This window comes from Streptomyces sp. KMM 9044 (assembly GCF_024701375.2).
Taxonomy (GTDB): Bacteria; Actinomycetota; Actinomycetes; order Streptomycetales; family Streptomycetaceae; genus Streptomyces.
In genome coordinates this window covers 5,739,079-5,763,498 of sequence record NZ_CP113910.1, presented here as the reverse complement: position 1 = coordinate 5,763,498, position 24,420 = coordinate 5,739,079, and the positions used below count along the sequence as shown (strand labels likewise).

23 protein-coding genes are annotated in these 24,420 nt (G+C 72.4%); 8 read left to right on the top strand and 15 right to left on the bottom strand.

What is annotated here, in order from left to right:
* Positions 1–107: 107 nt before the first annotated feature.
* Positions 108–404 (bottom strand): DUF397 domain-containing protein, encoded by a 297-nt coding sequence (locus HUV60_RS25970; protein ID WP_443047418.1) that lies wholly within the window; start codon positions 402–404, stop codon positions 108–110.
* Entirely contained in the window at positions 405–1,265 is an 861-nt protein-coding gene (locus HUV60_RS25965; RefSeq protein ID WP_257849624.1) for a helix-turn-helix domain-containing protein, read from the bottom strand. It lies immediately after the preceding gene.
* A 237-nt stretch (positions 1,266–1,502) separates the two neighbouring features.
* Here HUV60_RS25965 and HUV60_RS25960 point away from each other — a divergent pair, with 237 nt between their 5' ends.
* Both HUV60_RS25960 and HUV60_RS25955 read left to right on the top strand, forming a co-directional pair.
* The gene (locus HUV60_RS25960) at positions 1,503–2,222 is read left to right on the top strand and encodes an ATP-binding protein (protein ID WP_257849623.1); all 720 of its coding nucleotides are present in this window, start codon (positions 1,503–1,505) and stop codon (positions 2,220–2,222) included.
* Positions 2,219–2,647: a hypothetical protein gene (locus tag HUV60_RS25955; RefSeq protein WP_443047416.1), complete on the top strand. Its 429-nt coding sequence runs from the start codon at positions 2,219–2,221 to the stop codon at positions 2,645–2,647. Before HUV60_RS25960 ends, HUV60_RS25955 begins: the two co-directional genes overlap by 4 nt.
* A gap of 12 nt (positions 2,648–2,659) precedes the next feature.
* Here HUV60_RS25955 and HUV60_RS25950 read toward each other — a convergent pair whose 3' ends face one another.
* Positions 2,660–2,845, bottom strand: a complete 186-nt coding sequence (locus HUV60_RS25950; protein ID WP_257849621.1) for a hypothetical protein — start codon at positions 2,843–2,845, stop codon at positions 2,660–2,662.
* Between the two features lie 211 nt (positions 2,846–3,056).
* The gene (locus HUV60_RS25945; protein WP_257849620.1) at positions 3,057–4,922 is read right to left on the bottom strand and encodes an FUSC family protein; all 1,866 of its coding nucleotides are present in this window, start codon (positions 4,920–4,922) and stop codon (positions 3,057–3,059) included.
* Positions 4,923–5,645: 723 nt separating this feature from the next.
* On the opposite strand from HUV60_RS25945, the gene HUV60_RS25940 reads away from it, so the two are divergent.
* Positions 5,646–6,587 (top strand): expansin EXLX1 family cellulose-binding protein, encoded by a 942-nt coding sequence (locus HUV60_RS25940; RefSeq protein WP_257849618.1) that lies wholly within the window; start codon positions 5,646–5,648, stop codon positions 6,585–6,587.
* 315 nt (positions 6,588–6,902) lie between these two features.
* Positions 6,903–7,316 (top strand): RidA family protein, encoded by a 414-nt coding sequence (locus HUV60_RS25935; protein WP_257849617.1) that lies wholly within the window; start codon positions 6,903–6,905, stop codon positions 7,314–7,316.
* A gap of 230 nt (positions 7,317–7,546) precedes the next feature.
* Here HUV60_RS25935 and glpK read toward each other — a convergent pair whose 3' ends face one another.
* From glpK to HUV60_RS25910, 4 genes are all read right to left on the bottom strand, one after another.
* On the bottom strand, positions 7,547–9,064 hold the full coding sequence (gene glpK / locus HUV60_RS25925; protein WP_257849616.1) for a glycerol kinase GlpK: 1,518 nt from the start codon (positions 9,062–9,064) through the stop codon (positions 7,547–7,549).
* 21 nt (positions 9,065–9,085) lie between these two features.
* The gene (locus HUV60_RS25920; RefSeq protein ID WP_257850259.1) at positions 9,086–9,919 is read right to left on the bottom strand and encodes an MIP/aquaporin family protein; all 834 of its coding nucleotides are present in this window, start codon (positions 9,917–9,919) and stop codon (positions 9,086–9,088) included.
* A gap of 176 nt (positions 9,920–10,095) precedes the next feature.
* On the bottom strand, positions 10,096–11,055 hold the full coding sequence (gene pip / locus HUV60_RS25915) for a prolyl aminopeptidase (RefSeq protein ID WP_257849615.1): 960 nt from the start codon (positions 11,053–11,055) through the stop codon (positions 10,096–10,098).
* Positions 11,056–11,091: 36 nt separating this feature from the next.
* Complete coding sequence (locus HUV60_RS25910; protein ID WP_257849614.1) at positions 11,092–11,874, bottom strand: uracil-DNA glycosylase; 783 nt, start codon at positions 11,872–11,874, stop codon at positions 11,092–11,094.
* A 126-nt stretch (positions 11,875–12,000) separates the two neighbouring features.
* Here HUV60_RS25910 and HUV60_RS25905 point away from each other — a divergent pair, with 126 nt between their 5' ends.
* Positions 12,001–12,660, top strand: coding sequence for an RNA-binding S4 domain-containing protein (locus HUV60_RS25905; RefSeq protein ID WP_257849613.1), 660 nt, complete (start codon positions 12,001–12,003; stop codon positions 12,658–12,660).
* Between the two features lie 44 nt (positions 12,661–12,704).
* Here the strand turns inward: HUV60_RS25905 and HUV60_RS25900 are convergent, their stop codons facing one another.
* On the bottom strand, positions 12,705–13,406 hold the full coding sequence (locus HUV60_RS25900; RefSeq protein WP_257849612.1) for a class I SAM-dependent methyltransferase: 702 nt from the start codon (positions 13,404–13,406) through the stop codon (positions 12,705–12,707).
* Between the two features lie 183 nt (positions 13,407–13,589).
* Between HUV60_RS25900 and HUV60_RS25895 the strand changes: the two genes are divergently transcribed.
* Positions 13,590–13,853, top strand: coding sequence for a DUF6343 family protein (locus tag HUV60_RS25895; RefSeq protein ID WP_257849611.1), 264 nt, complete (start codon positions 13,590–13,592; stop codon positions 13,851–13,853).
* Positions 13,854–13,884: 31 nt separating this feature from the next.
* Here the strand turns inward: HUV60_RS25895 and HUV60_RS25890 are convergent, their stop codons facing one another.
* The 4 genes from HUV60_RS25890 to rpsA all read right to left on the bottom strand — a co-directional run bounded on the left by HUV60_RS25890 (position 13,885) and on the right by rpsA (position 17,728).
* Positions 13,885–14,283, bottom strand: a complete 399-nt coding sequence (locus HUV60_RS25890; RefSeq protein WP_257849610.1) for a tetratricopeptide repeat protein — start codon at positions 14,281–14,283, stop codon at positions 13,885–13,887.
* Positions 14,284–14,333: 50 nt separating this feature from the next.
* A complete protein-coding gene (gene coaE / locus HUV60_RS25885; protein WP_257849609.1) occupies positions 14,334–14,954 on the bottom strand; it encodes a dephospho-CoA kinase in 621 nt (206 codons plus the stop codon).
* 82 nt (positions 14,955–15,036) lie between these two features.
* Entirely contained in the window at positions 15,037–15,975 is a 939-nt protein-coding gene (locus tag HUV60_RS25880) for a PAC2 family protein (RefSeq protein ID WP_257849608.1), read from the bottom strand.
* Positions 15,976–16,213: 238 nt separating this feature from the next.
* Positions 16,214–17,728 carry a 30S ribosomal protein S1 gene (rpsA, locus tag HUV60_RS25875; protein WP_257849607.1) on the bottom strand — a complete coding sequence of 505 codons (1,515 nt, stop codon included), beginning with the start codon at positions 17,726–17,728 and terminating at the stop codon, positions 16,214–16,216.
* A gap of 323 nt (positions 17,729–18,051) precedes the next feature.
* Here rpsA and HUV60_RS25870 point away from each other — a divergent pair, with 323 nt between their 5' ends.
* Together HUV60_RS25870 and hrpB are read left to right on the top strand one after the other, a co-directional pair.
* Positions 18,052–18,987 (top strand): class I SAM-dependent methyltransferase, encoded by a 936-nt coding sequence (locus tag HUV60_RS25870; protein ID WP_443047548.1) that lies wholly within the window; start codon positions 18,052–18,054, stop codon positions 18,985–18,987.
* Positions 18,988–18,991: 4 nt separating this feature from the next.
* Complete coding sequence (gene hrpB, locus HUV60_RS25865) at positions 18,992–21,568, top strand: ATP-dependent helicase HrpB (protein ID WP_257849605.1); 2,577 nt, start codon at positions 18,992–18,994, stop codon at positions 21,566–21,568.
* Between the two features lie 155 nt (positions 21,569–21,723).
* On the opposite strand, the gene HUV60_RS25860 is transcribed toward hrpB, so the two are convergent.
* Together HUV60_RS25860 and HUV60_RS25855 are read right to left on the bottom strand one after the other, a co-directional pair.
* The gene (locus HUV60_RS25860; RefSeq protein WP_257849604.1) at positions 21,724–23,580 is read right to left on the bottom strand and encodes a lytic transglycosylase domain-containing protein; all 1,857 of its coding nucleotides are present in this window, start codon (positions 23,578–23,580) and stop codon (positions 21,724–21,726) included.
* 358 nt (positions 23,581–23,938) lie between these two features.
* A complete protein-coding gene (locus tag HUV60_RS25855) occupies positions 23,939–24,166 on the bottom strand; it encodes a hypothetical protein (RefSeq protein WP_257849603.1) in 228 nt (75 codons plus the stop codon).
* Between the last annotated feature and the right edge of the window lie 254 nt (positions 24,167–24,420).

Below are 24,420 nucleotides of genomic sequence, written 5' to 3'. Positions count from 1 at the left end.
CGGAGTGGGGAAGAAGGGGACGGGGACGGGGACGGGGACGGGGCAAGGGACGGGGGCAAGCAACGTCGGGGAACGCTGGGAAGCAACGGTAGAACGGTCAACGAAGTTCAGGACAGCAGGAAATCCGCCTCTCCGGCTTTGGCTCCTTCGATGAAGGCCGTCATCTCGGCCGAGGTGTAGATGAGCGCAGGACCGTCCGGGTCGGTGGACTGCCGTACGGCGATCCGACCGTCGTCGAGCTTCATCGCCTCCAGGCAGTTGCCGCCGTTGCCACCGCTCCACGGCTTGTGCCAGCCCTCGCTGCCCAGCTCCCGCGCGGGCATGCCGTTGTAGATCATCTCGGTGCGGACCCGCTGCGGGGGCACCGGCAGCGGGGACGAGGACAGGGGTTTGATGCGTTTCATTCACAGCTCCTTGCGGAGATCCCTGAGGATCACCTTCGTGCGATGTGCTGTAGCGGCCTGCGCCGCCATGCGGTCCATGACCTCGAGGTGGGTCGCCACCTCGGAGCGCGCGTCCAGGTAGACGGAGCCCGTCAGGTACTCGCTGTAGACCATGTCCGGCAGTTCGGGCATGGCGAATCGGAACAGCACGAACGGCCCGCACGTGCCGGGGTGCGGCCCGCTGGCGAACGGGGCGACCTGGAGCGTGACATTGGGCAGCTTCGTGGCCTCGATCAGTCTGTCGATCTGGGCACGCATCACCTCCGGGCCGCCGACCGGGCGGCGCAGCGCCGTCTCGTCCATCACGACCCACAGCCGGGGTGCGTCGTCACGGGTGAGCAGATCCTGCCGTTGCATGCGCAGGGCGACGTGACCCTCGATGTCCTCGGGCCTGGTCTGCCCGATGGCACCCGAGCGCAGCACGCCACGTGCGTAGTCCTCGGTCTGCAGCAGTCCGGGGACGAAGTGGGGCTCGTAGCTGCGGATGAGCGTAGCCGCGCCCTCCAGGCTCACGTACATCGAGAACCAGCCGGGCAGGATCTCGTGGAAGCGCTGCCACCAGCCGGGCCGGTTGGCGTCCTCCGCCAGCTGCACGAAGGCGTCGGCCTCCTCGTCGGAGACCCCGTAGGCCTTCAGCAGGAGCTGGAGGTACGGGATCTTGAGCGCGACCTCGGCCATCTCCATGCGCCGGACCGTGGCGGGGGCGACGCGCAGGACGCGTGCGGCCTCCTCGCGCTTGAGGCCGGCACTTTCCCGCAGATCCAGCAGTCGCCGGCCGAGGACGACCTGGCCGACCGTCGGCGCGGACCGCGGTTCGCTCACGCTCCACCTCCCCGAAAAGGATTCCTGACGTTCCTGGCATCGCTGACGCCTGCAGCCGCGAGAGCCCCCCACAGCTCTGCGGCGCCAATCCGAGAACCGTTCGAAGGTTTGCTCAAGCCCATTCACTCGAACACTTCTTCGACGACCTCAACTGGCGCCGCGCAGGGTGCTGTTGCGAGCAGTGTGCCACGACCGTCCAGACCGTCACGCAGCACTCTGGATTTTTCAGAGTGGCACTTGCCAAGTGTGCACGGCGGGGCGATAGTGGCAAGCGTGATTCCGTCCGTGCCCTTAGGAACAGACGCCGCTGCGCGCCCCTTCGGTCCCGGCCCCGCCCAGGGAGCCGCCGACCCCGCGGGGACTGTTGTCCAGCGCCGGTTCCGCTTCGAACTGGCCGCCCATCCGGGTTCTCCCGCACAGGCCAGACGCCTGACGAGGGCCCGGCTGACCGGCTGGTCGGTGTGCGAGGACACCTGCGACACAGCGGCTCTGGTCGTCTCCGAACTCGTCACCAACGCCATCGTGCACACGGCGAGCAGCCACATAGTCTGCGAGCTGCACGACGGCGACGAACTGGTGCGCATAGCCGTGCGCGACGAAGGCTGTGCGCCCGGCCAGCCCCGTGCGAACACCCGGCAGCAGCCGGAGGAGGAGCACGGGAGGGGACTGCTTCTCGTCGACGCCATGTGTCACGCCTGGGGCGCCCACGAGCACGGTCCCGGCCTGCTGGTCTGGGCCGAGCTGCCCCGCAAGGCCGACACACCGCGCCCGCCCGACGGGCCGCAGAACGACCTCGGCTGGGGCGAGCGCCCCAAGCCGGGCCCGGCCGACGGCCAGGGCGACGCCGAGGAGCCCGAGCAGCGGCACCGCTCCAAAGCGGCTCCGACGGCCCCGCAGACATCTCCTCGTCAGCACATGGCCCCGCGCCAGTACCGCCGGGACGGGGGGTGGGTGTGACGGGCTCTCGGGCCCTGAGCCTGAACACGCTGGTCCGCCTTCAGCGCGGGCTGTTCACCCCGCCCGCACCGCTCCGGCGCCTGCCCGTCCCCGACGGGATGACGGCACCGATGGGCTGCGACGCGGTGGCTGTGCCGGCCCGTTTCGGACCGCTGGTCATGCCCCGGCTGCCACGGGTGGGGTGTGTGTACGCCGATGAGGCGCACTGGTGGTGGCTGGTTCCGTCCGATTCGGACTACGCCCTGGAGTGGCCCGCCCCCGCGCGGTACGACACGGGGGCCGTCGTACCGGACGCCCCGGCCTCCCCCGGTCTGATCCACCGCCCGGACGGGACGCTTCCGTACACTCCGCCGATACCGCTCTACCTGGCGGTGTGCCGTCTGACGGACACGACCCCGAGCTGGTCCCGCCCGGTCACCGCATAGGGCTCCCGAGCCTCACGCGACCGCGTCGGCGCTGCCGTCGCCGCCGCGGACGATCACCAGGAACATGTCGGTCGCGAGGTCCATGACCACCTCGGCGGGCAGGCCCTCCATACGTCGTGCCCGCGCGAACTCCTCCGCGGGCCAGGACCCGCGCGGTCCACCCGCGGGAAAGCGTTCAAGCACCGTTCGCCCGTTCACCGGCAGCCTCTCGTCCAGCGTTGTACTCGTGGAATCAAACGCCAACGACGGGGTGAACGCCTCGCTCGGAGACCGTACTGAGACGTACTCGACACGCGTTCACCGTCAGGTGCGAGCCGGCTCTCCGATCTTCCGGACGTTCGGTCGCTTTCCGCGCGTGAAGTCCTACGCTTCGTATTCGTCTCGCGCCGCGCGCGAGGGGGTGCCCGGCTCACCCCGCGACGGGCACCTCCGGCAGCCGGACACCCACCCGCTCGCGGCACGTCGCCAGTTCCTTTCGGAGTTCGGCGAGCCGCCCGGTGTGACGGGGGTCGAGCCGGCCCGTGTCGTCGAGGTGGACGGCACAGGCGGTGGTGGTGTCGACGAGCTCCTCGAGGAGGGCAGCGAACTCGTCCGTGCCGCGGGAGTGCCGGGCGAGCGCGGGCAGCTCGGCGGAGGCCAGGGCGATGGCGCTGCGGGCCTCGGCGAGGGTGCGGTAGGCCTCGCGGCGCAGGACCCAGCGGGCGGCACGGTCGTCGGACGTGTCGAGGACGTGGGCGAGGTAGGCGTGGGCGGCGCCGTCCGCTTCGGTGAGCCGGGCCCGGATGCCGTGGCCGCGCTGTCCCGGCATCGGGAGATGGCCGACGACGAGCACGATGGCGCAGGCCAGCAGCGTCTCGCCGATCCGCGCGGCGGAGGCCTCCGGTTCACCGCCCACCATCACCAGGGCGAGCACGAGCACGGTGACGACGGTGGTCTGCGCGGCGAAGTGCCGGGCGGCGATGGGGATGAGCGCCCCGCTGACCGCCACCAGCGCGATGAGCCCTTCCGGGCGGGGCAGCACGGCGGCGAACCCGGCGAAGAGGAGCGCCCCGAGCACGGTCCCGGCGGCGCGGTTCAGCACCCGGGAGGCGAGCGGCCCGAGGTCGGGCTTGACGAGGAAGACGGCGGTGGCGGGCAGCCAGTACCAGTGCTCGTGCTGCCCGTACCAGCCGGAGTGGTACAGGGCCTGGGCGACGGCGACGCTCACGCCGAAACAGAGGGCGACCCGCATGCCGTACTCCCGTCCCCGGGCGCCGAGGGCGGTACGGGTGAGGGCCGCGCGGGACCGCCGGCGCGTGTGCAGGTCACCGCCCTCGGCCCGGTCGAAGGCCACGGCGGCGCGCAGGAGGGCGTCGTCGAGGGCGCGCAGCGCGGGGACGGACCGGGACGGTGCGGGCAGGGCCCCGGTGGAGGTGCCGCCGCGTACGGCGACGGCGAGCCGCCGGGGTCCTTCGGACGCGCGGGCCGGTACGGCCTCCCCGGCCCAGGCCAGCGCGGTCGCGGCCTCGGCCAGCGGCAGCGCGGCGGCGTACCGCGCGTGCAGTCGCCGTTCGGCCTCGGAACTGGCGTACCGCCGCAGCCGGGGCCCGGCGAGCGCGTCCTGGGCCTGGTCGAGGGCGGCGGTGAGGGCGGCCCGCCGCGCGGTGGCGGTGTCCGAGCCGGTGGCCTCGAGCAGTGCGGCGACGGCCTCGTACACGCCGGCCACGGCGTGCCGCTCCCCGTCGAACCGGAAGCCGAACCGGGAGTCCCCCGTCAGGGAGCCCGGCGTGGGCAGCACCAGCCTCAGCAGGAGCAGCCAGCAGGCCCCGGCGAGGTAGGCGAGCGCCCGCTCCCAGCCGCTCTCCGGCAACGGCATCCCGGCGCCGACCGCGGCACCGACGAGCAACTGCGTGCCGACGGCGGAACCGACCGGCCCGAGGGCGCTGATCCCGCCGGCGACCAGGCCGAGCCCGGCCATCAGCAGCGTCAGCAGGACGGCCGGGGTGTGGTCTCCCGCATACGTCCCCACGGCCAGCCCGGCCGCCCCCGCGAGCGCGGGCACCCCGATCCGTCCGACCGAGGCCCGCCGGCTCCCGGGCCGGTCGTTGACCCCGGCGAGCATGGCGCCGATGGCGGCGGCGACTCCGGCGGTGGGCTGCCCGGCGAGCACCGCGACGAGCAGCACCGGCCCGGCCGACAGCGCCCCACGCGTGACCGCGCTCCACGGAACCGGTCCGCGCTGGGCCCGCAGGGCATGGGCGAGCCACGGGGGTACGGCGGGCGCGGTACGGGACACGGGGCTCCAGTCGTCACGTCGAGGGCGGGGGCGGGCTCGCGGGCGACGGTGACCGGGCGGGGGACGTGGTGTCCACGATAAGCGGAGTGGAGGAGGGAAGCGAACCCGTGCGTTTCCGGGATGTGACGGTGCGAACCAGGTCCGTGTTCCTCCACGAACGCGGCTCCGCCGGGTCCCGGGGACCCGGCCGCACTCGGCGGTTTCGAGCTGCTCGGCCGCATCGGCCACGGCGGCACGGGTCTGGTCCGCCTCGGGCAGTCGCCGGGCGGGGAGCCCGCGACGGCGAAGGCCGTCACGGCCACGGTGGTCGACCCGGAGACCCGGCTGCCTTTCGTGCGGGAGACCGAGGTGCTGAAGACGGTCGCTGGTGCCCGCGTCGCCGCCTTGCAGCGTCAGCGCTATGTCCTCGGCGGTGTGGCCCGCTCGGTCCCATTCAAATGATCGAGACGGCGGGGCTCCTCGATCACGACCTGCCCACCCTGTTCCACGCCGCCGACGTCGACCCGGCGGCCGCCTTCCTCGTCATGCCTCCCGCCTCACCCTCACCCCCGGCCCCGCCCTCGGTGGACGAGGGCCCCGAGCCCCGAGCCCCGAGAGGCGTGATCACGTGCTCCGCGGGGCGGGGCCGGCGCCACCGGGTCCGAGTCCGGCAACCTTTCCGGCGGCTGTGACCACTGCCGAGCCGAAAGCGCGTGTTCTCCCGCACCACGTAAGGACTCGTCCGTGGTATCCCCCTCCCACCGCCGCCCCTGCCTCGAGCGGCGCAGCCCCTTGGTCCCGGCCGTCGCCGTGACCGCCGCCGGGCTCCTCATATCGCTGGTCGTCGCCCTCACTCCCGACGGCGAGTCCGACACCGTGCAGGCCACGGCCACATCCGCCACCGGCGCCCGGCCGAGCATCACGCCCACGGCGACCGGGCGGACACCAAAGGCGAAGCCGTCCACGGCGTCCCCGGCCCCGAAGCCCTCCGCGACCACCGCGTCGGGCCAGCCGTCGCGCGGGAGCACCCCCACGGCCGCCCCGCGCCCGGCCTCCGGCGGGGCACCACTGGCGGGGCGGATCGAGCCCCGGGCCGCCTACAGCGGAGTCGCCACCCACTACGACGCCGGGGACGGTGACGGCGCCTGTCTCTACGGTCCGAGCCCCGGCCTCATGACCGCAGCGATGAACACCACCGACTACGAGACGTCCCGGGCGTGCGGTGCGTACGTCTTCGTCCGCGCGGCCGGTGGCGCCTCCGTGACGGTCCGGATCACCGACGAGTGCCCCTCGCCCTGCGCTCCCGGGCAGCTCGACCTGAGCAAGGAAGCCTTCGCCGGGCTCGCCGGCCTCTCCGCCGGGCGGATCCCGGTCACGTGGAGCCTGCTCAGCCCCGGAACGTCCGACACCGTCTCGATCCGCTACAAGACCGGTTCCAGCAGCCACTGGTGCGGCATCCAGGCGATCGGCCACCGCAACCCGCTGGCCCGGCTGGAGGTCGCCACCGGCTCCGGCTGGCTCCGGCTGACCCGTACCGGGTACAACTACTTCCTCTCCCCCGACGGCACCGGCTGCGGCGGCGCCCTGAGACTCACCGACATCTACGGGGAGCGGCTGACCGTCGACGGCATCAGCGTGCGGCCGGATGTCGTGCAGCCGACGCGTGTCCAGTTCGCCCGGCACTGACAGGGTGCCCCCGTGGTCCCGGCGGGCCGCGGTCGGCACGTCCGGCGTCACGGCCTGGACCGTCCTCTCGTGCCTGCGTCGAGCCGGTCCACCACGAAGCTCGTGTGCCGCAGGCGACCGACCTCGATCCAGGTCTCCGCGCTGCCCGAGCCGTCGGAGCCGTCTGCAGTCCGACGCAGTACCTCACGACGACGTACGCCCTGACCGACGCGGATACGGGGGTGACCGAGGGGGTGACCGAAATTCGGATGCGGTGGCGTGCCGGGTCGCACAGGATCGGGGGCTCGTCCGCCGTACCCGTAGATCGGAGTCCGCGTGATCCGGCGCGTCACCGTCCCCTCGCTCTTCCCGCCACCCGCCTACTCCCACGTCTCCGTCGTCGAGGCGGGCACCAGGCTGGCGTTCCTCGCCGGGTCGGTCCCGCTGGACGTCGGCGGGAAGCTGGTCGGCGAGGGGGACCCGGTGCGGCAGGCCCATCGGGTGATCGCCAACCTCGAGGAGCAGCTGCGCTCGGTGGGAAGCGACTTCGCCCATGTCATCGCGACGGACGTGTATGTCGTGAGCGGTGAGCCCGCGGTGCTCTCCGCCGTGTGGCACGTGGTGGAGGCGTCCGGGCTGAGCACGGGCCCCCACGCGTCGACCCTGATCGGCGTGGCCTGTCTCGGGTACACCGGGCAGCTCGTGGAGATCACGGCGACGGCGGTCGTACCGGACGCCGCCGACGCGTGATGACCGGTGACCGGGCAGTGAGTCCGCTCCGGGCCGTTTCGGGCGACGCCGACGTCTCGGCCGCCGTCCGGCTGCGGTCCTTCGCCGCCGCGCTGCCGGGCGTGGCCCGGCCCCGCTCCGACGACGAGGTGTCGGCTGCTTCCGTCACGTCCTCGTGCCCCTGCGGGAGACGTGGGTGAGGGAAGCGGCGGACATCGCCGGCTGCCGGCGGGGGCCGTCCACGTGGGGCGTCAGGTGACCTTGACCCAGTCCAGGGTGCGTTCCACGGCCCGTTTCCAGTCCTGGTAGCCGCCCTGGCGGCGCTCCTCGCTCCATTCCGGGTTCCAGCGCTTCGACTCCTGCCAGTGGGAGCGCAGTTCGTCGGTGTCGCGCCAGAAGCCGACCGCGAGTCCGGCGGCGTAGGCGGCACCCAGCGCGGTGGTCTCGGCGACCACGGGACGGCTGACCGGCACACCCAGCACGTCGGCCTGGATCTGCATGCACAGGTCGTTGGCGGTCACACCGCCGTCGACCTTGAGCACGTCCAGGTGCACACCCGAGTCCTGCTCCATGGCCTCGACCACGTCGCGGCTCTGGTAACAGATGGCCTCCAGCGTGGCCCGGGCGATGTGCGCACCGGTGTTGTAGCGGGCCAGGCCCACCATGGCGCCGCGGGCGTCGGAGCGCCAGTACGGGGCGAAGAGGCCGGAGAAGGCCGGCACGAAGAACATCCCGCCGTTGTCCTCCACCGAACGTGCCAGCTGCTCGCTCTCCGAGGCACTCGTGATGATCTTCAGCTGGTCGCGCAGCCACTGCACGGCGGCGCCGGTGACGGCGATGGAGCCCTCCAGCGCGTAGACCGCGGGGCTGTCCGCGAACTGGTACGCCACCGTCGTCAGCAGCCCGTGGCTCGAGCGCACCAGTTCCGTGCCGGTGTTCAGTACCAGGAAGTTGCCGGTGCCGTAGGTGTTCTTGGCCTCGCCCGGAGAGAAGCAGACCTGGCCGACGGTCGCCGCGTGCTGGTCGCCGAGTACTCCGGTGATCGGGACGGCGGCGCCCAGTGGCCGGGAGGTGCGGGCCTCGCCGTACGCCTCGGGATCGGACGAGGGCTGGATGGTCGGCAGCATCGAGCGGGGGATGCCGAAGATGTTCAGCAGTCCGTCGTCCCAGTCCAGGGTCTCCAGGTTCATCAGCATGGTCCGGCTGGCGTTGGTCACGTCGGTGCAGTGCACGCCCCCGCCGGGGCCGCCGGTGAGGTTCCACAGCACCCAGGCGTCCGTGTTGCCGAACAGGGCGTGGCCCGCCTCGGCGGCCTCACGCAGCCCGTCCACGTTCTCCAGCAGCCACTTGATCTTGCCGCCGGAGAAGTAGGTGGCCGGCGGCAGTCCGGCCTTGTGACGGATGACGTCGCCGTGGCCGTCGCGTTCGAGGGCGGCGGCGATGCTGTCGGTGCGGGTGTCCTGCCAGACGATGGCGTTGTGGTAGGGGCGGCCGGTGCGCGGATCCCATACCACGGTCGTCTCGCGCTGGTTGGTGATGCCGATGGTCCGCAGATCGGCGGCTGTCAGTCCTCCGGCACGGAGGCCGTTCTGGATCACCGTGTTGGTGCGTTCCCAGATCTCCACCGGGTCGTGCTCGACCCACCCCGACCGCGGCAGGATCTGCCGGTGCTCGAGCTGGTGCCTCGCCACCTCGTTCCCGGCGTGATCGAAGATCATGAAGCGCGTACTGGTGGTCCCCTGGTCCACCGCGCCGACGAATTCGGGCATCGTTGCCGCCTCCTGGTGTGCCTAGGGTTCTTCGGTGGCCGGGCCCTCTTCGGCCTCTCCGGCCCGGGCCTTGAGCACCGGACTGATGAGCAGGTCGTACACGGCCATCCCGAGGACTCCGCCGATGAGCGGGCCGACGACGGGAATCCACCAGTAGCCGCTGAACCATTGGAATGACCCGGGCAGGGCGATCGAGCCCCAGCCTTCGAAATAGGTGAACAGCCGGGGGCCGAAGTCCCGTGCGGGATTGATCGCGTATCCGGCGTTGGTACCGAACGTCAGGCCGATGACGGTGACCACCAGGCCGATGAGAAACGGGTGGAGATTCGCCATCGGAGCCGTGTTGCGCATGTCGATGAGAGCACAGATCAGAAGAAGCAGAATTGCGGTTCCCACGATCTGGTCGAGCAAGGGACCCCACCATGAATTCCCGAAGTATTCGGCGGGGAATGTGGCGAAGATCGAGTAGGTTGCCAGCGATTCGTCCCGCGGGACGCCCGCCTGGGTTTCGGCCGCGACGATCGCCCATCTGTAGCAGGCGTAGACGAGCGCGGCGGCCACGAAGGCACCCACGACCTGCGCCAGCCAGTAGGGCAGGACCTTCCGCCAGGGGAAGTCCCGCCGTACGGCGAAGGCCAGGGTCACGGCGGGGTTGATGTGGGCGCCGCTGATTCCGCCGGCCACATACACGCCGAACACCACGGCGAGGCCCCAGCCCCACGTGATGATGAGCCAGTTGTCGGCCCCGAACTCCACCGCCTGCCGGCCTGATCCGGGTAGTCCGACGACGGCTACGGCCACCGAAGCGGTACCCAGGAGAATCAGGACGAATGTTCCCAGAAATTCGGCGAGCATCTCACCGAAGATGCCTTCTCGATAGCCACGTCGTCGGGTGATACGTTTAGCCACCGACCCTCCTCGGCTGGAATTCCGCTGCGATTTCCTCCCCTTGCCGGAATCGTATGTCCGCCAGGGATATCACGCTTGCGGAGAGCCGGAATTACCTCCTATGGAGCACAGTGCGGCGGTGTTCATCCGCCGCCGCGCGCGTACCGGTCCGTCGCCTCCACCAGGACGTCGTCGCCGACGGCGCCGACGTCGTGGCCGGCCTCGTCCACGATCGTCAACTCGCTGTCCGGCCAGGCGTGGTGGAGCCGCCAGACGGTGCCGAGGAGGTTGCCGAGGTCGAGGCTGCCCTGGACCAGGGTGCCGGGGATGCCCTTCAGGAGGTGGGCGTCGCGGAGGACGACGCCCCCGCCGTCGCCGAGGAAGTGGCCGTTGCCCCAGTAGTGGGTGACGGTGCGGGCGAAACCCCTGCGGAACCCGGGGTCCTGGAAACGCGCGACCGAGCCCGGCGGGGCGGGGATGATCGCCGTCTCCCAGTCGGTCCAGGCCCGCGCGGCCCGTTCCCGGACGTCGGGGTCGGGGGACTCGAGCAGTCTGTTGTAGGCGGCGGCGAGGTTGCCGTCGCGCTCACCGGCGGGCAGTTCGCCGACGAAGCGTTCGAAGGCCTCCGGGAAGAGTTTCCCCAGTCCCCGGGTCAGCAGGGCCACCTCGGGGTCGGACCCTGTGGTGACTCCGGTGAGCACCAGTTCGGACACCACACCGGGGTGCGTCTGCGCGTACCGCAGTCCCAGCGCCGAGCCCCAGGAGACGCCCCACACCAGCCACCGCTCGATGCCCAGGTGGGCACGCAGGCGCTCCAGGTCGGCCATGAGGTGGGCGGTCGTGTTGACGCTCATGTCGGTGGTGTGGTCGGCGGCGCCCGGCGTCGAACGTCCGGCGCCACGCTGGTCGAGGAGCACGACGCGGTAGGCGTCGGGGTCGAAGTAGCGGCGGAGACCGGGGGTCGCGCGGCTTCCCGGGCCGCCGTGCAGCACCAGCGCGGGCTTGCCGTGCGGGTTCCCGCAGGTCTCCCAGTACACGCGGTTGCCGTCGCCGACGTCCAGCATGCCGTGGTCGTACGGTTCGATGTCCGGGTAGCGGCCCATCGGGGCACCGTAGCGCGCCCGGCGCGGGGGGTCCTCTCATTTTCGCGCGGGCAGCCCCGCTGCTTCGGCCGCCGTGCGCAGGACCTCTCGGAGCATGGTGGGGGTGAGCCGGCCGGTGAAGGTGTTGCGCTGACTGACGTGGAAGCAGCCGAAGAGACGCAGGTCGTCGCCGTCCGGGGCGGAGAGTACGACGTGGGCGCCGTGGGAGAAGGCCGGGCGGGGGCGGGGCACGGTCCAGCCCGCCGCGTCGAGGGCGGGCAGCGAGGCGTGCCAGCCGAAGGCACCGAGGACGAGAACGGCCCGCAGCGTCGGCCGCAGCAGCCGCAGTTCCCGCACCAGCCAGGGCCGGCAGGTGTCCCGTTCGCCGGGGGTCGGTCTGTTGGCGGGCGGGGCGCAGTGCACGGGCGAGGTGACGCGTACGCCGTACAGCTCCAGTCCGTCCCCGCTGTGCGTGGACGTCGGCTGCGAGGCGAGCCCGACGTCGTACAGCCCCTCGTACAGCACGTCCCCGGACCGGTCTCCGGTGAACATCCGTCCCGTGCGGTTGCCGCCGTGCGCGGCGGGCGCCAGCCCTACGATCAGCAGCCGGGCGTCCGGCGGTCCGAATCCCGGCACCGGCCGGCCCCAGTACGTCCGGTCGGCGAACGCGGCGCGTTTGGTCCGGGCGACCTCCTCACGCCAGTCCACCAGCCGCGGACAGGCACGGCACCCGGTGACGCGCCGGTCGAGACCGGGAAGGCCGGAAGGGTCGCGGGCACCGGAGGAGGCCGGGAGATCGGGGAGGCCGCGGAAGCCGGGGAGGCCACTGGGGTGGTCCATCCCTCCACGGTAGGGCGCACCGGCAGGCGCCGGCGGCTGCCCCGTCCGCCCGGCCTGCTCACCGGCGGTGCGGCGGCGGCCGAAATCCCTTCTCACCGGGCCGCCCCGGAGGATTAGAGTCGGACCATGGCTTCCGAGGATGCTCAGTACGGCGGGACGCGCGGCGACGGGGACACGGCGAAGGCGACGGCCTCCGCGCCCCCCGGGCCCGACACCGCCGCCGCTGTGGCGGCTGCCGAGGCTGCCGGACCGCAGAGCGGGGAGACCGTCCGGACCGACAGCTGGATCTGGTCCGTACGCCTGGTCAAGACCCGTTCCCTCGGTGCCAACGCCTGCCGCGGCGGCCATGTACGCGTGAACGGTGAGCGGGTGAAGCCCGCGCACTCCCTGCGCGTCGGCGACGAGGTGCGCCTGCGGCACGACGGGCGGGAACGGGTCGTCGTCGTCAAGCGCCTGATCCGCAAGCGGGTGGGCGCCCCGGTCGCGGTCCAGTGCTACATCGACAACTCCCCTCCGTCCCCGCCCCGCGACGCCGTCGCCCCGGCCGGCATCCGGGACCGCGGCGCGGGCCGCCCGACGAAGCGCGACCGCCGGGAACTGGAACGCCTGCGCGGCCTCGGCGGCCCGGGTGGCCCCGACATCCCCCGGGCCCTGGAAGGATCCGCCGGACCGGCCGGGCCCGGTGGCCGCGGCGGGTCCGGGGACCCCAGCGGTCTCGTGGATCAAGGAAAGTCCGCCGGTCGCAAAAACCGTGGCAGACGTTCCGGCGGCACCGCGCGGCCGTGAACGCACGGCGGCAGCGGCCTGGAACGGAAGTCACCGCGTTCCGCTCAGCCCTCGGTCGTTGCCGCCACCGCCCTCACCCACATCCCGTCCTCCGTCAGATACCGGTCGACGCGCAGGCCCTCCTCCCCCAGCGCCTCCTCGAACCGCGTCTTCGTCAGCGGCCGTGACCGGAACGTCTGCGTCCACACCGCGTCCGGGAACACATACCCGACGTGCACCGCGTCGACTCCGTCGCCGACCGGCTCGACCGACACGATGCGCACGGTGAAGCCCGCCGGGTCCACCCGCTCGCGGGGCACGTTCGTGTGGTAGTCCTCGCCCTCCCGCTGGATCAGTACGCACCCTCCCTTCGCCAGATGCCGCACACAGGTGCGCAGCAGTCCCCGACGCACCTCGGCGTCGCCCGCGTGCACCAGGAACGAGGCGAGCAGCACCACGTCGAACGTCTCGTCCAGCCGCAGCTTCTCTATGGGGCCGCACATGGTCCGCGCCCCGCGCACGCGCTCCAGCATCTCGGCGGACTCGTCCACGGCCGTGACCGTGAACCCGCGTTCCAGCAGTGCGTGGGTCATCCTCCCCGCACCGCTGCCCAGCTCCAGGACCCGCGCGCCCGCCGGTACCGCGGCGGCGATGATGTCCGGCTCGTCCCCGACGGGCAGCCGCGAGTACAGCTCCACCGCGCAGCCGTCCGGGGTGATCGCCCCGGGGCCCGCCCCCTCGTACCCCTCACGCATCTTCGGCTTCATGTCCGTCCAACGGACCGGATCCGCACACCCGTTCCCACGCTCCCCCAGTTCACTCGACCGAGTGACGGCATGCCTCCGACAGGCGACAGCGGCCGCTTCCCACCGGCCGGACGTACCGTGGAACCGTGGAACCGTGGAACCGTGGAACCGTGGAACCGTGGAAAGAGGAATGGTGGTGACGGCATGCGAACGGGCAGTGAGCCGAGGACCGCGCGCAGTGCGCTGCGCATGCGGTTCTGGCTGAGCGTGTGGGGCGAGGCCTGGACCGTCTTCGGGACGGTGGCGTTCGCGGTCGCCGGGCATCCCGGCTGGGCCCTGGGATGCGCGCTGCTGTGGCTGGTCGTCACCGTCAACCTGATCGTGATCGTCCGGCGTATGCGCCAGGGACCTCGCTACCAGCCGGGTCGTGATGCACCACCGTACGATCCGCCCCGGGACACGAGGTGACCCGGATGCTCCCTCTCGGCGCGTCGCCGCCTCAGCCCTCGTCGTCCTGGCTGTCGTCGAAGCGCGCGGCCTTCAGGTACTCCGGGTTCGGGTCCAGGGCGGCGGCCAGCCGGAAATGGCGCCTGGCCGGGTCGGGCCGCCGCTGTCGCTGGTAGGTGCGGGCGAGCGCGAAGTGCGCGAAGGCGTTGTCCGGTTCGCGTTCCAGGACGATGGAGAACTCGAGCTCCGCCGGACGCAGCTGGGCCGCCGCGAAGAACGCCCGCGCGCGCAGCAGACGCGCCGCCGTGTTCTCCGGATACGCGTCGATGACCCCGTCCAGCAGCTTCACCGCACCCCGCGGGTCCCGTGAGGCAAGCAGGTGCTCGGCGGCACGGAAGTCGATGACATGCGTCTCGGGCGTACGTCCGGTCGAACCACTGTTCTGGGGCACAGCCGCATCCTTCCCTTGCCGAACCGGTTCAACGCCCCGGCCGGGCACCTCTATTCCTGCGCGGGCCGCCGGGCCGCCTCCGCCCGGCGTACGAGCTCGGCCCATACGTCCTCGACCCGCCGCTCCAGCTCGTCCAGAGGTACGTCGTTGTCGATGACGATGTCCGCGATCTCCCGGCGCTGTTCGCGCGTCGCCTGGGCGGCCATGCGCGCGCGGGCGTTCTCCTCGCTCATGCCGCGTCGGCCGACGAGCCGCTCGAGCTGGGTCCCGGCGCTCGCGTCGACCACGATCACGAGGTCGTAGAGGGACGCGAGGCCGTTCTCCGTGAGGAGGGGCACGTCGTGGACGACGACGGCGTCCCCGGAGGCGGCCTCCTCCAGCTCCCGGGAGCGGGCGCCCACCAGCGGGTGGACGATCGAGTTGAGGAGGGCGAGTTTCTCCGCGTCGGCGAAGACGATCGCGCCGAGCCCCGGCCGGTCCAGGCTGCCGTCCTCGGTGAGGATCTCCTCACCGAAGGCCGCCACGATTGCCGTGAGACCGGGCGTCCCCAGTGCGACGACCTCGCGCGCGATGCGGTCCGCGTCGATCAGTACGGCGCCGCTCTCGACGAGCAGCCGCGACACCTCGCTCTTGCCGGCACCGATCCCACCGGTCAGTCCCACCTTCAGCATGTCCGAGAGCTTAGGGCCTGCCGCCGGCAGCACGCCGGGCGGGATCCCGGCCCCGCCCGTGGCCGGGTGGGCCCCGGCGGTCTCAGACGTCGCCTTCGCGCTCCGCCAGGAATCGCTCGAACTCGAGTCCGATCTCGTCCGCCGACGGGATCTCCACCGGCTCGGCGAGCATGTTGCCCCGGGTTTCGGCACCCGCGGCGGCGTCGTACTGGTGCTCGAGGCCCTGGATGAGGGCCGTGAGCTCCTCGTCGCCCTCCTGCACCTGGCGGTCGATCTCGGTCTGGGTGCGGTGCGCGTCGGTGCGCAGGGCGTGCGCCACGCCGGGCAGGACCAGACCGGTCGCGGCCGTGATGGTCTCCAGGACGGTCAACGCCGCGTCCGGGTAAGGGGAGCGGGCGATGTAGTGCGGCACGTGCGCGGCGACGCCGAGCACGTCGTGTCCGGCCTGCATGAGCCGGTACTCGACGAGGGCCTCGACGCTGCCGGGAACCTGTGCCTCCTCGAAGGGGCTGCTGTGGCCGGGGACGAGGTCGGTGCGGTTGCCGTGCGGGGTGATACCCACGGGGCGGGTGTGCGGGACGCCCATGGGGATCCCGTGGAAGTTCACCGACAGGCGGACGCCGAGCCGTTCCACGATCTGCCGCACCGCGGCGGCGAACCTCTCCCACTCCACATCCGGTTCCGGGCCGGAGAGCAGCAGGAACGGCGCTCCGGTGGCGTCCTGGACCAGCCGCACCTCGAGCGCGGGTACCTCGTAGTCGGTCCAGCGGTCACGCGTGAAGGTCAGCAGAGGGCGACGGGCCCGGTAGTCGACGAGCCGGTCGTGGTCGAACCGGGCGACGACCTGGTGGGGCAGCGAGTCGAACAGCCGCTCGGCGATCTGGTCGCCGGTCTCGCCCGCGTCGATGTACCCGTCGAAGTGGTAGAGCATGACAAGACCGGCCGATTCCTGGGCGAGCGCCATGTCGACGACCGCCAGCCCCTTCGGCTCCCATGCGTACAAATCCTGCGGATCAAGCACAGTGACCGCCCCTCCTCGTGTTTCCCCGTGGACAACGTGACACGGGGCACCGGTATTCCCAGGTGAGGGCGACTCCCCGAGGGGAGGGGCGCGGGGAACTGCGCGACAAGACTCCACCGGCCCGCACGCAGGCAACGCCCGCCCCGGAGCGCAGCGCTGAAGGGCCGCACCTCGAAAGGTGCGGCCCTTCAGTCACCGGTCATGCCTCAGCGGGTGGGGGTCCGCCTCCGGCGGGAGGTCAGCTCTGGCCGCCGGCCAGCTTCTCGCGCAGCGCGGCCAGCGCCTCGTCCGACGCCAGGGCGCCGGAGTTGTCGCCGCCCTCGGAGGAGTACGAGCCACCGCCACCGCCACCGCCACCGGACGCGGCCGGAGCCGCACCCGCGGTGTCGACACCCTCGGCAGCGGCCTTCTCGTCCGCCTCGCGGGACTTGATGACCTGCGCCTGGTGCTGCTCGAAGCGGGTCTGCGCCTCGGCGTACTGGGTCTCCCACGCCTCCCGCTGGGTCTCGTAGCCCTCGAGCCAGTCGTTGGTCTCGGGGTCGAAGCCCTCGGGGTAGATGTAGTTGCCCTGGTCGTCGTAGGACGCGGCCATGCCGTACAGGGTCGGGTCGAACTCGACCACCGACGGGTCGGCGCCGAAGGCCTCGTTGGCCTGCTTCAGCGAGAGGCTGATGCGGCGGCGCTCGAGGTCGATGTCGATGACCTTGACGAAGATCTCGTCGTTGACCTGGACGACCTGCTCCGGGATCTCCACGTGGCGCTCGGCCAGCTCGGAGATGTGGACCAGACCCTCGATGCCCTCGTCCACGCGGACGAACGCACCGAACGGAACCAGCTTCGTGACCTTGCCGGGCACGACCTGGCCGATCTGGTGGGTGCGGGCGAACTGCTGCCACGGGTCTTCCTGGGTCGCCTTCAGCGACAGGGAGACACGCTCGCGGTCCATGTCGACGTCGAGGACCTCGACAGTGACTTCCTGACCGACCTCGACGACCTCGGAGGGGTGGTCGATGTGCTTCCAGGACAGCTCGGACACGTGCACCAGGCCGTCGACGCCACCCAGGTCCACGAAGGCACCGAAGTTGACGATCGAGGAGACGACGCCGGAACGCACCTGCCCCTTCTGAAGGGTGGTGAGGAACGTCTGGCGGACCTCGGACTGGGTCTGCTCCAGCCAGGCACGGCGGGACAGGACCACGTTGTTGCGGTTCTTGTCCAGCTCGATGATCTTCGCCTCGAGCTCCTTGCCCACGTAGGGCTGGAGGTCGCGGACGCGGCGCATCTCGACCAGGGAGGCCGGGAGGAAGCCGCGGAGGCCGATGTCGAGGATGAGACCACCCTTGACGACCTCGATGACGGTACCGGTGACGATGCCGTCCTCTTCCTTGATCTTCTCGATGGTGCCCCAGGCACGCTCGTACTGGGCGCGCTTCTTCGAGAGGATCAGGCGGCCTTCCTTGTCCTCCTTCTGGAGAACAAGGGCTTCGATCTCGTCACCGACGGCGACGACCTCGTTGGGGTCGACGTCGTGCTTGATCGAGAGTTCGCGGCTCGGGATGACACCTTCGGTCTTGTAACCGATGTCGAGCAGGACCTCGTCCCGGTCGACCTTCACGATGACGCCGTCGACGATGTCGCCGTCGTTGAAGTACTTGATCGTCTCGTCGATCGCGGCGAGGAAGGCTTCCTCGTTACCGATGTCGTTGACCGCAACCTGCGGGGTGGTGGCGGTGGTCTCGGTGCTGCTCGTCATGTGGGAAAGGGCTCCGGTACGGACAGTGAGTCGTAGGTACTGCTACGCCCGAGCCCGTTTCGCTCTGCAGAAGCCGGACAGCCTAGGAAGCGCCATTCAACCGGACACCGGGTGTCCGGTGGCGCCTCGACAACCGAGGGGACATACAACAGATGCGAGCACAACCTGCTATGTCTGAGGTGCGCAGGCTCGCAGCGCAACTTGTAGCATACGGGGGCAGCCGGGCAGGGTCAATGCGCGAAGCCCCCCACCCGGGGCGGATCGCCGCAAAACCGGCACAATTCCCCCGTCCGGGGGAGAGCCGCACGTCGGATGCCGCCTCGCTGCCCCGCGGAACCCACCCCGCGGACACCACTTCGGACACACGCAGCAGGACACTGTGCGCCCCTGTGACGACAGCCGGGGCGACTGGACGGAAGAGTACGACGATGGAGCCGATCATCCAAGAGCCCGAAGGTCCCGAAGCATCCGGGCCGGAGGCGACCCGACGGGACGCCGGCGTCACCGAGAGCGCCCGCGCCAACCGCGGCTGGTGGGACCGCAACGCGGACGAGTACCAGGTCGAGCACGGCACGTTCCTCGGCGACGACCGCTTCGTGTGGTGCCCCGAGGGGCTGGACGAGGTGGAGGCCGAGCTGCTCGGCCCGCCGGAGGAGCTGAAGGACCGCACCGTCCTGGAGCTCGGCGCCGGCGCGGCCCAGTGCTCGCGCTGGCTGGCCGCGCAGGGCGCGCGCCCGGTGGCCCTGGACATCTCGCACCGGCAGCTGCAGCACGCGCTGCGCATCGGGGGCCCGTTCCCGCTGGTGTGCGCGGACGCGGGCACCCTGCCGTTCGCGGACGGCTCCTTCGACCTGGCCTGCTCGGCGTACGGGGCGCTGCCCTTCGTCGCCGACCCGCGGCTGGTGCTGCGCGAGGTGCGCCGGGTGCTGCGGCCGGGCGGCCGGTTCGTCTTCTCCGTCACGCATCCCATCCGCTGGGCGTTTCCGGACGAGCCCGGCCCGGAGGGGCTGAGTGTCTCCGGGTCGTACTTCGACCGCACGCCCTACGTGGAGCAGGACGAGGAGGGCCACGCGGTGTACGTCGAGCACCACAGGACACTGGGTGACCGGGTCCGCGACGTCGCCGCCTCGGGCTTCCGTCTGGTGGACCTGGTGGAGCCTCAGTGGCCGGAGTGGAACAGCTCCGAGTGGGGCGGCTGGTCCCCCCTGCGCGGCCGGCTGATCCCGGGGACGGCGATCTTCGTGTGCGTACGGGACTGAGTGCGTGATCCGTCATGACGCTCTCGGCGCCCTCCCGGTGCGCGAGGTGATTGCCCCGCTGACCGACGCCCTTCGGGAACGCGGCACCGCCGTCCTGGTCGCACCGCCCGGCACCGGCAAGACGACCCTGGTGCCGCTGGTGCTGGCAGGACTGGCCGGTGCCGGTCCCGCGCGGCGGGTCCTGGTCGCCGAGCCGCGACGGATCGCGGCGCGCGCGGCGGCCCGGCGGATGGCCTGGCTGCTGGGCGAGAAGCCCGGCGGGTCGGTGGGCTTCACGGTGCGCGGGGAGCGGGTGACCGGACGGCACACGCGCGTGGAGGTCGTCACGACCGGCGTGCTCCTGCAACGGCTGCAACGCGACCAGGAGCTGACCGGCGTGGACGTCGTGATCCTCGACGAGTGCCACGAGCGGCATCTGGACGCGGACACGGCGGCGGCGTTCCTGTGCGACGTGCGCGAGACGCTGCGTCCGGAGCTGCGTCTGGTGGCCGCGTCGGCGACGACCGACGCGGCGGGCTGGGCACGGCTGCTGGGCGACGCGCCCGTCGTCGAGGCGCGCAGGACGGCGCACCCGGTGGAGGTCGTGTGGGCGCCTCCCGTCCGTCCGGTGCGGCCGCCGCACGGCATGCGGGTCGACCCTGTGCTGCTGACACATGTGGCGTCGGTGGTGCGGCGGGCGCTGACCGAACGGGACGGGGACGTCCTGGTGTTCCTGCCGGGCGTGGGCGAGATCGCCCGGGTGGCCGCGCAGTTGGGGCCGCTCCCGGACGTGGAGGTGCTCCAGGTGCACGGGCGGGCGCCGGCCGCCGTGCAGGACGCGGTGCTGGCGCCCGGGCAGCGGCGCCGGGTGGTGCTGGCGACCTCGGTGGCGGAGTCGTCGCTGACGGTGCCGGGGGTCCGGGTGGTCGTGGACCCGGGCCTCGCGCGTGAGCCCCGCGTCGACCACGCGCGCGGGCTGAGCGCGTTGACGACGGTACGGGCCTCGCAGGCGGCGGGCCGGCAGCGGGCGGGACGGGCCGGGCGCGAGGCGCCGGGCGCGGTGTACCGGTGCTGGGCACAGGCGGAGGACGTCCGGCTGCCGCGGTTCCCCTCCCCCGAGATCAAGGTGGCCGACCTGACGGCGTTCGCGCTGCAGGCGGCCTGCTGGGGCGATCCCGACGCCTCCGGACTCGCCCTGCTCGATCCGCCCCCGGCCGGGGCAATGGCGGCGGCCGGGGCCGTCCTGACCGCGATCGGAGCCGTCGGCGCCGACGGGCGGGCCACGGAGCGGGGCACCCGGCTCGCCCGGCTGGGCCTGCACCCCCGGCTCGGGCGGGCCCTGCTGGACGCGGCACCGGCCGTGGGCCCCGGGCTCGCCGCCGAGGTGGTCGCGCTGATCGGCGAGGAGGCGCCACGGAGCTACGGGGACGATCTCGCCGGTGCGCTGCGCGCCGCGCGGCGCGGGGGCGACGCCTACGCACAGCGGTGGCGGACCGAGGTGCGCCGGCTGCGCGCGCTCGCACCGGACGCCTCGGCGAAGGCTTCCGCGCGGACCCCCGCACGAGCCTCGGTACAGGGCTTCTCACGGGGCCTCTCTCCGACGGGCGGCGGCATGCCGCGCCTGGACGGGGAGGACGCGCGGGTCGGGCTGGTGGCCGCGCTCGCGTTCCCCGAGCGGATCGCCCGCGCGGACGGCGGTTCGTACCTGATGGTGTCCGGGACGCGGGCCGAGGCAGGGGCGGGCACCGGGCTGCGCGGCGCGCCCTGGATCGCGGTCGCCGTGGCCGACCGGCCCGTGGGACGGGGCCACGCGCGCGTGCAGCTCGGCGCGGTCGTCGACGAGGACACCGCGCGGTGGGCGGCAGGCGCCCTGCTGAAGACACTCGAGGAGGTGCACTGGGCCGACGGGGACGTCGTCGCCCGGCGGGTCGAGCGGCTGGGGGCCGTCGAACTGGCCGTACGGCCCCGTACCGACCCGGAGCCGGAACTCGTACGGGCCGCGCTGCTGGAGGGGCTGCGGCGGGAGGGGTTCGGGCTGCTGCGGTGGCCGGCCGGGGCGGCCGTGCTGCGGCAGCGGCTGGCGTTCGTGCACCGGCAGGCCGGTGAGCCCTGGCCCGACGTGTCCGACGAGGCGCTGCACTCGCGCGTGGAGGAGTGGCTGGAGCCGGAGCTGAGCCGCGCCCGGCGCCGCGCCGACCTGGCCAGGATCGACGCCGGGCAGGCCCTCGGCCGGTTGCTGCCGTGGGCGTCCGGCGAGGCCGCCCGCCTGGACGGCCTCGCCCCCGAGCGGATCACCGTGCCCAGTGGGTCCGCGGTCCGGATCGACTACTCCGACCCCGGACAGCCGGTCCTCGCGGTGAAGCTCCAGGAGATGTTCGGACTCCAGGAGTCGCCGCGGGTGGCCGGGGTGCCCCTGCTGGTGCATCTGCTGTCCCCGGCCGGGCGGCCCGCCGCCGTCACCGCCGACCTCGCCTCCTTCTGGAAGGACGGCTACAAGGGTGTACGGGCCGAGCTGCGCGGCCGCTATCCCCGGCATCCGTGGCCCGAGGACCCCGCCGCTGCCGAACCGACCCGGCACACCAACGCGCGGCTCGGGCGGTGACCTCCTCCTGCTCCACCGCCGGACCGACGGCCCGTCAGATGGCGTCGGGGTCGGCACCGCGGCAACGGCGGGCGGAACGAGAAAACGCCGTACGTACACGCAAGGGCGCCCTCTCCGGCGGTGACGGAGGGCGCCCCGTGTTCGTGCGGGTGCGGCTACGTGCCGGTGGCGGAGCCGGGGGACGCCGACGGGCCGGGGGACGCCGTCTCGTCCGCGGCCACGGTGAGTTCGACCGTGAGGGTGGCGCCGCCCGCCAGGGTGATGCGGAGCAGGAAGGTACCGGTGGTGTCGTCCGTGTACATCCGGGGCAGCTTCAGCCGGCCGTCCGCGTCCGTCTTCAGGCCGCTGAGGGTGCGTACGGCCTTGTCGTCGGCGTCCTTGAAATAGGGGCCCTCGTCGTTGGCGGCCGGATCGTCGGCCGATGTGATCAGGGTGGCGGTGGCCGCGACCTTGTCGGCGGCGGCGCCGTCGCGGGTGGCCCGTACCTCGACGCGGTGGGCGAACTCGCCGCCCGGCGTGCAGGTCAGCGCCTCGTCATCGGTGCGCACGACGGTGTCGGCGACGCGCTCGGTGACGGTGGCCCGGTAGTCGAGGCCCGGCACCATGCGGCCGACGACGGTGGCGCGGACGGTGATGTCGCCGGTCTTCTCGCCCGCCCGGAGTGCGGGCGCGACGGCGACCCCGGAGCTGTTGGTGAGGACGGTGGCCACGCTCTCGCCGCCGGTGAAGGTGGTGTCGGTGTCGCCGACGACGGTGAAGCGGATCCGCACCTTCGCGACGGCCCCGCCCTCGTGCGTCTCCGCGCGGGTGCCGATCCGCTCGGCGAACGTCTCGCCCGCCGTAGCGGTGAGCCGGCCGGTGCCGGCGTTCTCCAGGCGGTCCACCGTGTCGGTGGGTGTGGGGGACGTGGTGGGCGGCGGGGTCGTGGCCGGCGGGGCGCCCGGTGTGCCGGGTGAGGCCGGTGGCGGGGTCGTGGCCGGCGGGGCGCCCGGTGTGCCGGGGGAGGCCGGTGGCGGGGTCGTGGCCGACGACGGGGTCGTGGCCGGCGGCGGGGTCGTGGCCGGCGGCGGGGTGCTGCCGCTGTCCTGCTTGCCGGGCCCGGTGCCGGGCTTCGTCGACGGCTTGTCCGGGGTGGACGGGCTGCTGCCCGGCCTCGACGGGGTGGGGTCGGTGGTGTTGTCGCTGCGGTTGTCGGGCAGGGTGCCGGTGCCGTCCGGGATCTCGTGCGTGCCCTTGCGGTAGTACTCCAGCCACGACAGGACGGTGTTCAGGTACTCCGTCGAGTTGTTGTAGCTGAGGATCGCCTTGTCGAGGTCCGTCTGGTCGGACAGGTCCCAGCCGAAGCGGCACAGGTAGTGACCGGCCGCCAGCGCGGCGTCGTAGATGTTGTTGGGGTCCTCGCGGCCGTCGTTGTTGCCGTCGCGGCCGGCCCACGCCCAGGTGGACGGGATGAACTGCATGGGGCCGACGGCGTTGTCGTAGGCGCTGTTGCCGTCGTACTCGCCGTTGTCGGTGTCCCTGATGAGCGCGAAGCCGTTGCCGTCGAGCTGCGGGCCGATGATCGGGGAGGTCGTCGTGCCCTCGGCATCGACGCGTCCGCCGCGGGCCTGGCCGGACTCCACCTTGCCGATGGCGGCGAGCAGTTGCCAGGGCAGGTTACATGCGGGCCTGGACTCGCGCAGCGCGGTCTCGGCCTTCTTGTAGGCGTCGAGGACGGTCGCGGGTATACCCGCCTCGGAGGCGCCCGAGACGATCGGGTCGGAGCTCGCGGGCGGCGCCGGGTTGGGGCTGTTGAGCGGCGGCAGGTCCGTGTAGTACGGCGAGTTGCCGGTCGCGCCGGGGTCGCCGGTGCTCTCCTCCGGCGCCGAGGCGGCGTCGGAGGAGGTCCGGCCGCCCTGGCCGTCGATCGGCGCGCCCGGAGCCTGGGACGCGGACAGAGCAGCCACCGCGGCCGCCGCCACGGCGGTGGTTGCCGCCCCTTTGCGCAGCCTCCTGCCGAAATGCGCCGCCATAGAGTGAACCCCTCCCCGTGGATGCCGGAGCATCCGTCAACGTCTTTCACGCTCGTCTGTTGTGACGATCGGCTGTGACCATTGGTTGTCATGATCGGTATGATGATCTGGTACAGCGACCCGTTCCGACGATGCGGCCTGCCCCGCCGGTTGCACCGGACACGGCAACTCTCGCGACCCTACGGCAACATCCTTTGCCCGGACACCCGTTCATACCCGGTATTCACCGGTTGACCACAGTCGTTCTCCCACCGGTCGCGGACGACCGCTCACGCATACTGGGGGCCGCCGAGCACCCGGGCCGAACCGCCCGGGCAACCACCCTTCCGAGGAGCCGGGTTGCCTTTCTCTGGAGTCTCTACCGAACCCGGAACGGTTCACGGCCGGGGCGCCAGGGTCCGTGGGCGATGCGGCGGCCGAGGTCCGCGGTGGTGCGGCGCAGCGTGTGGGTGAGGGGGAGGGCGGGGGTGCGGGCGGTACTCGCGTCGGCCGCGAAGACCGGAACCGGCGACAGCGCCTCGGGGGTGGGTCCGTCGGCGGCGGCCCTCGGGGATGCCGCTCTGCGGTGAAGCATGCGTATACCCATGACCCGCATCCTGGCGTCCGGCCCACCCGACGGCTTGCCCGCATGGTCCACGCGGGTGAAGCAGACCTCCGGGAGCGGGAGGGCGGGACGGACCGTGGGTTGTGGGCCGTGCGGGGCGGGCGCCGGCGGGGCGGGCATGCGGTGTGCCGGGCGCGGCAGGTGGCGGAGGCGGCGAGCAGACGGCCGCGGGCCCCGGACCGCGACGCGGCCGCGGTCCGCGGGGCGGAGGGCTTCGGCAGGTGGCATCGGCCGGT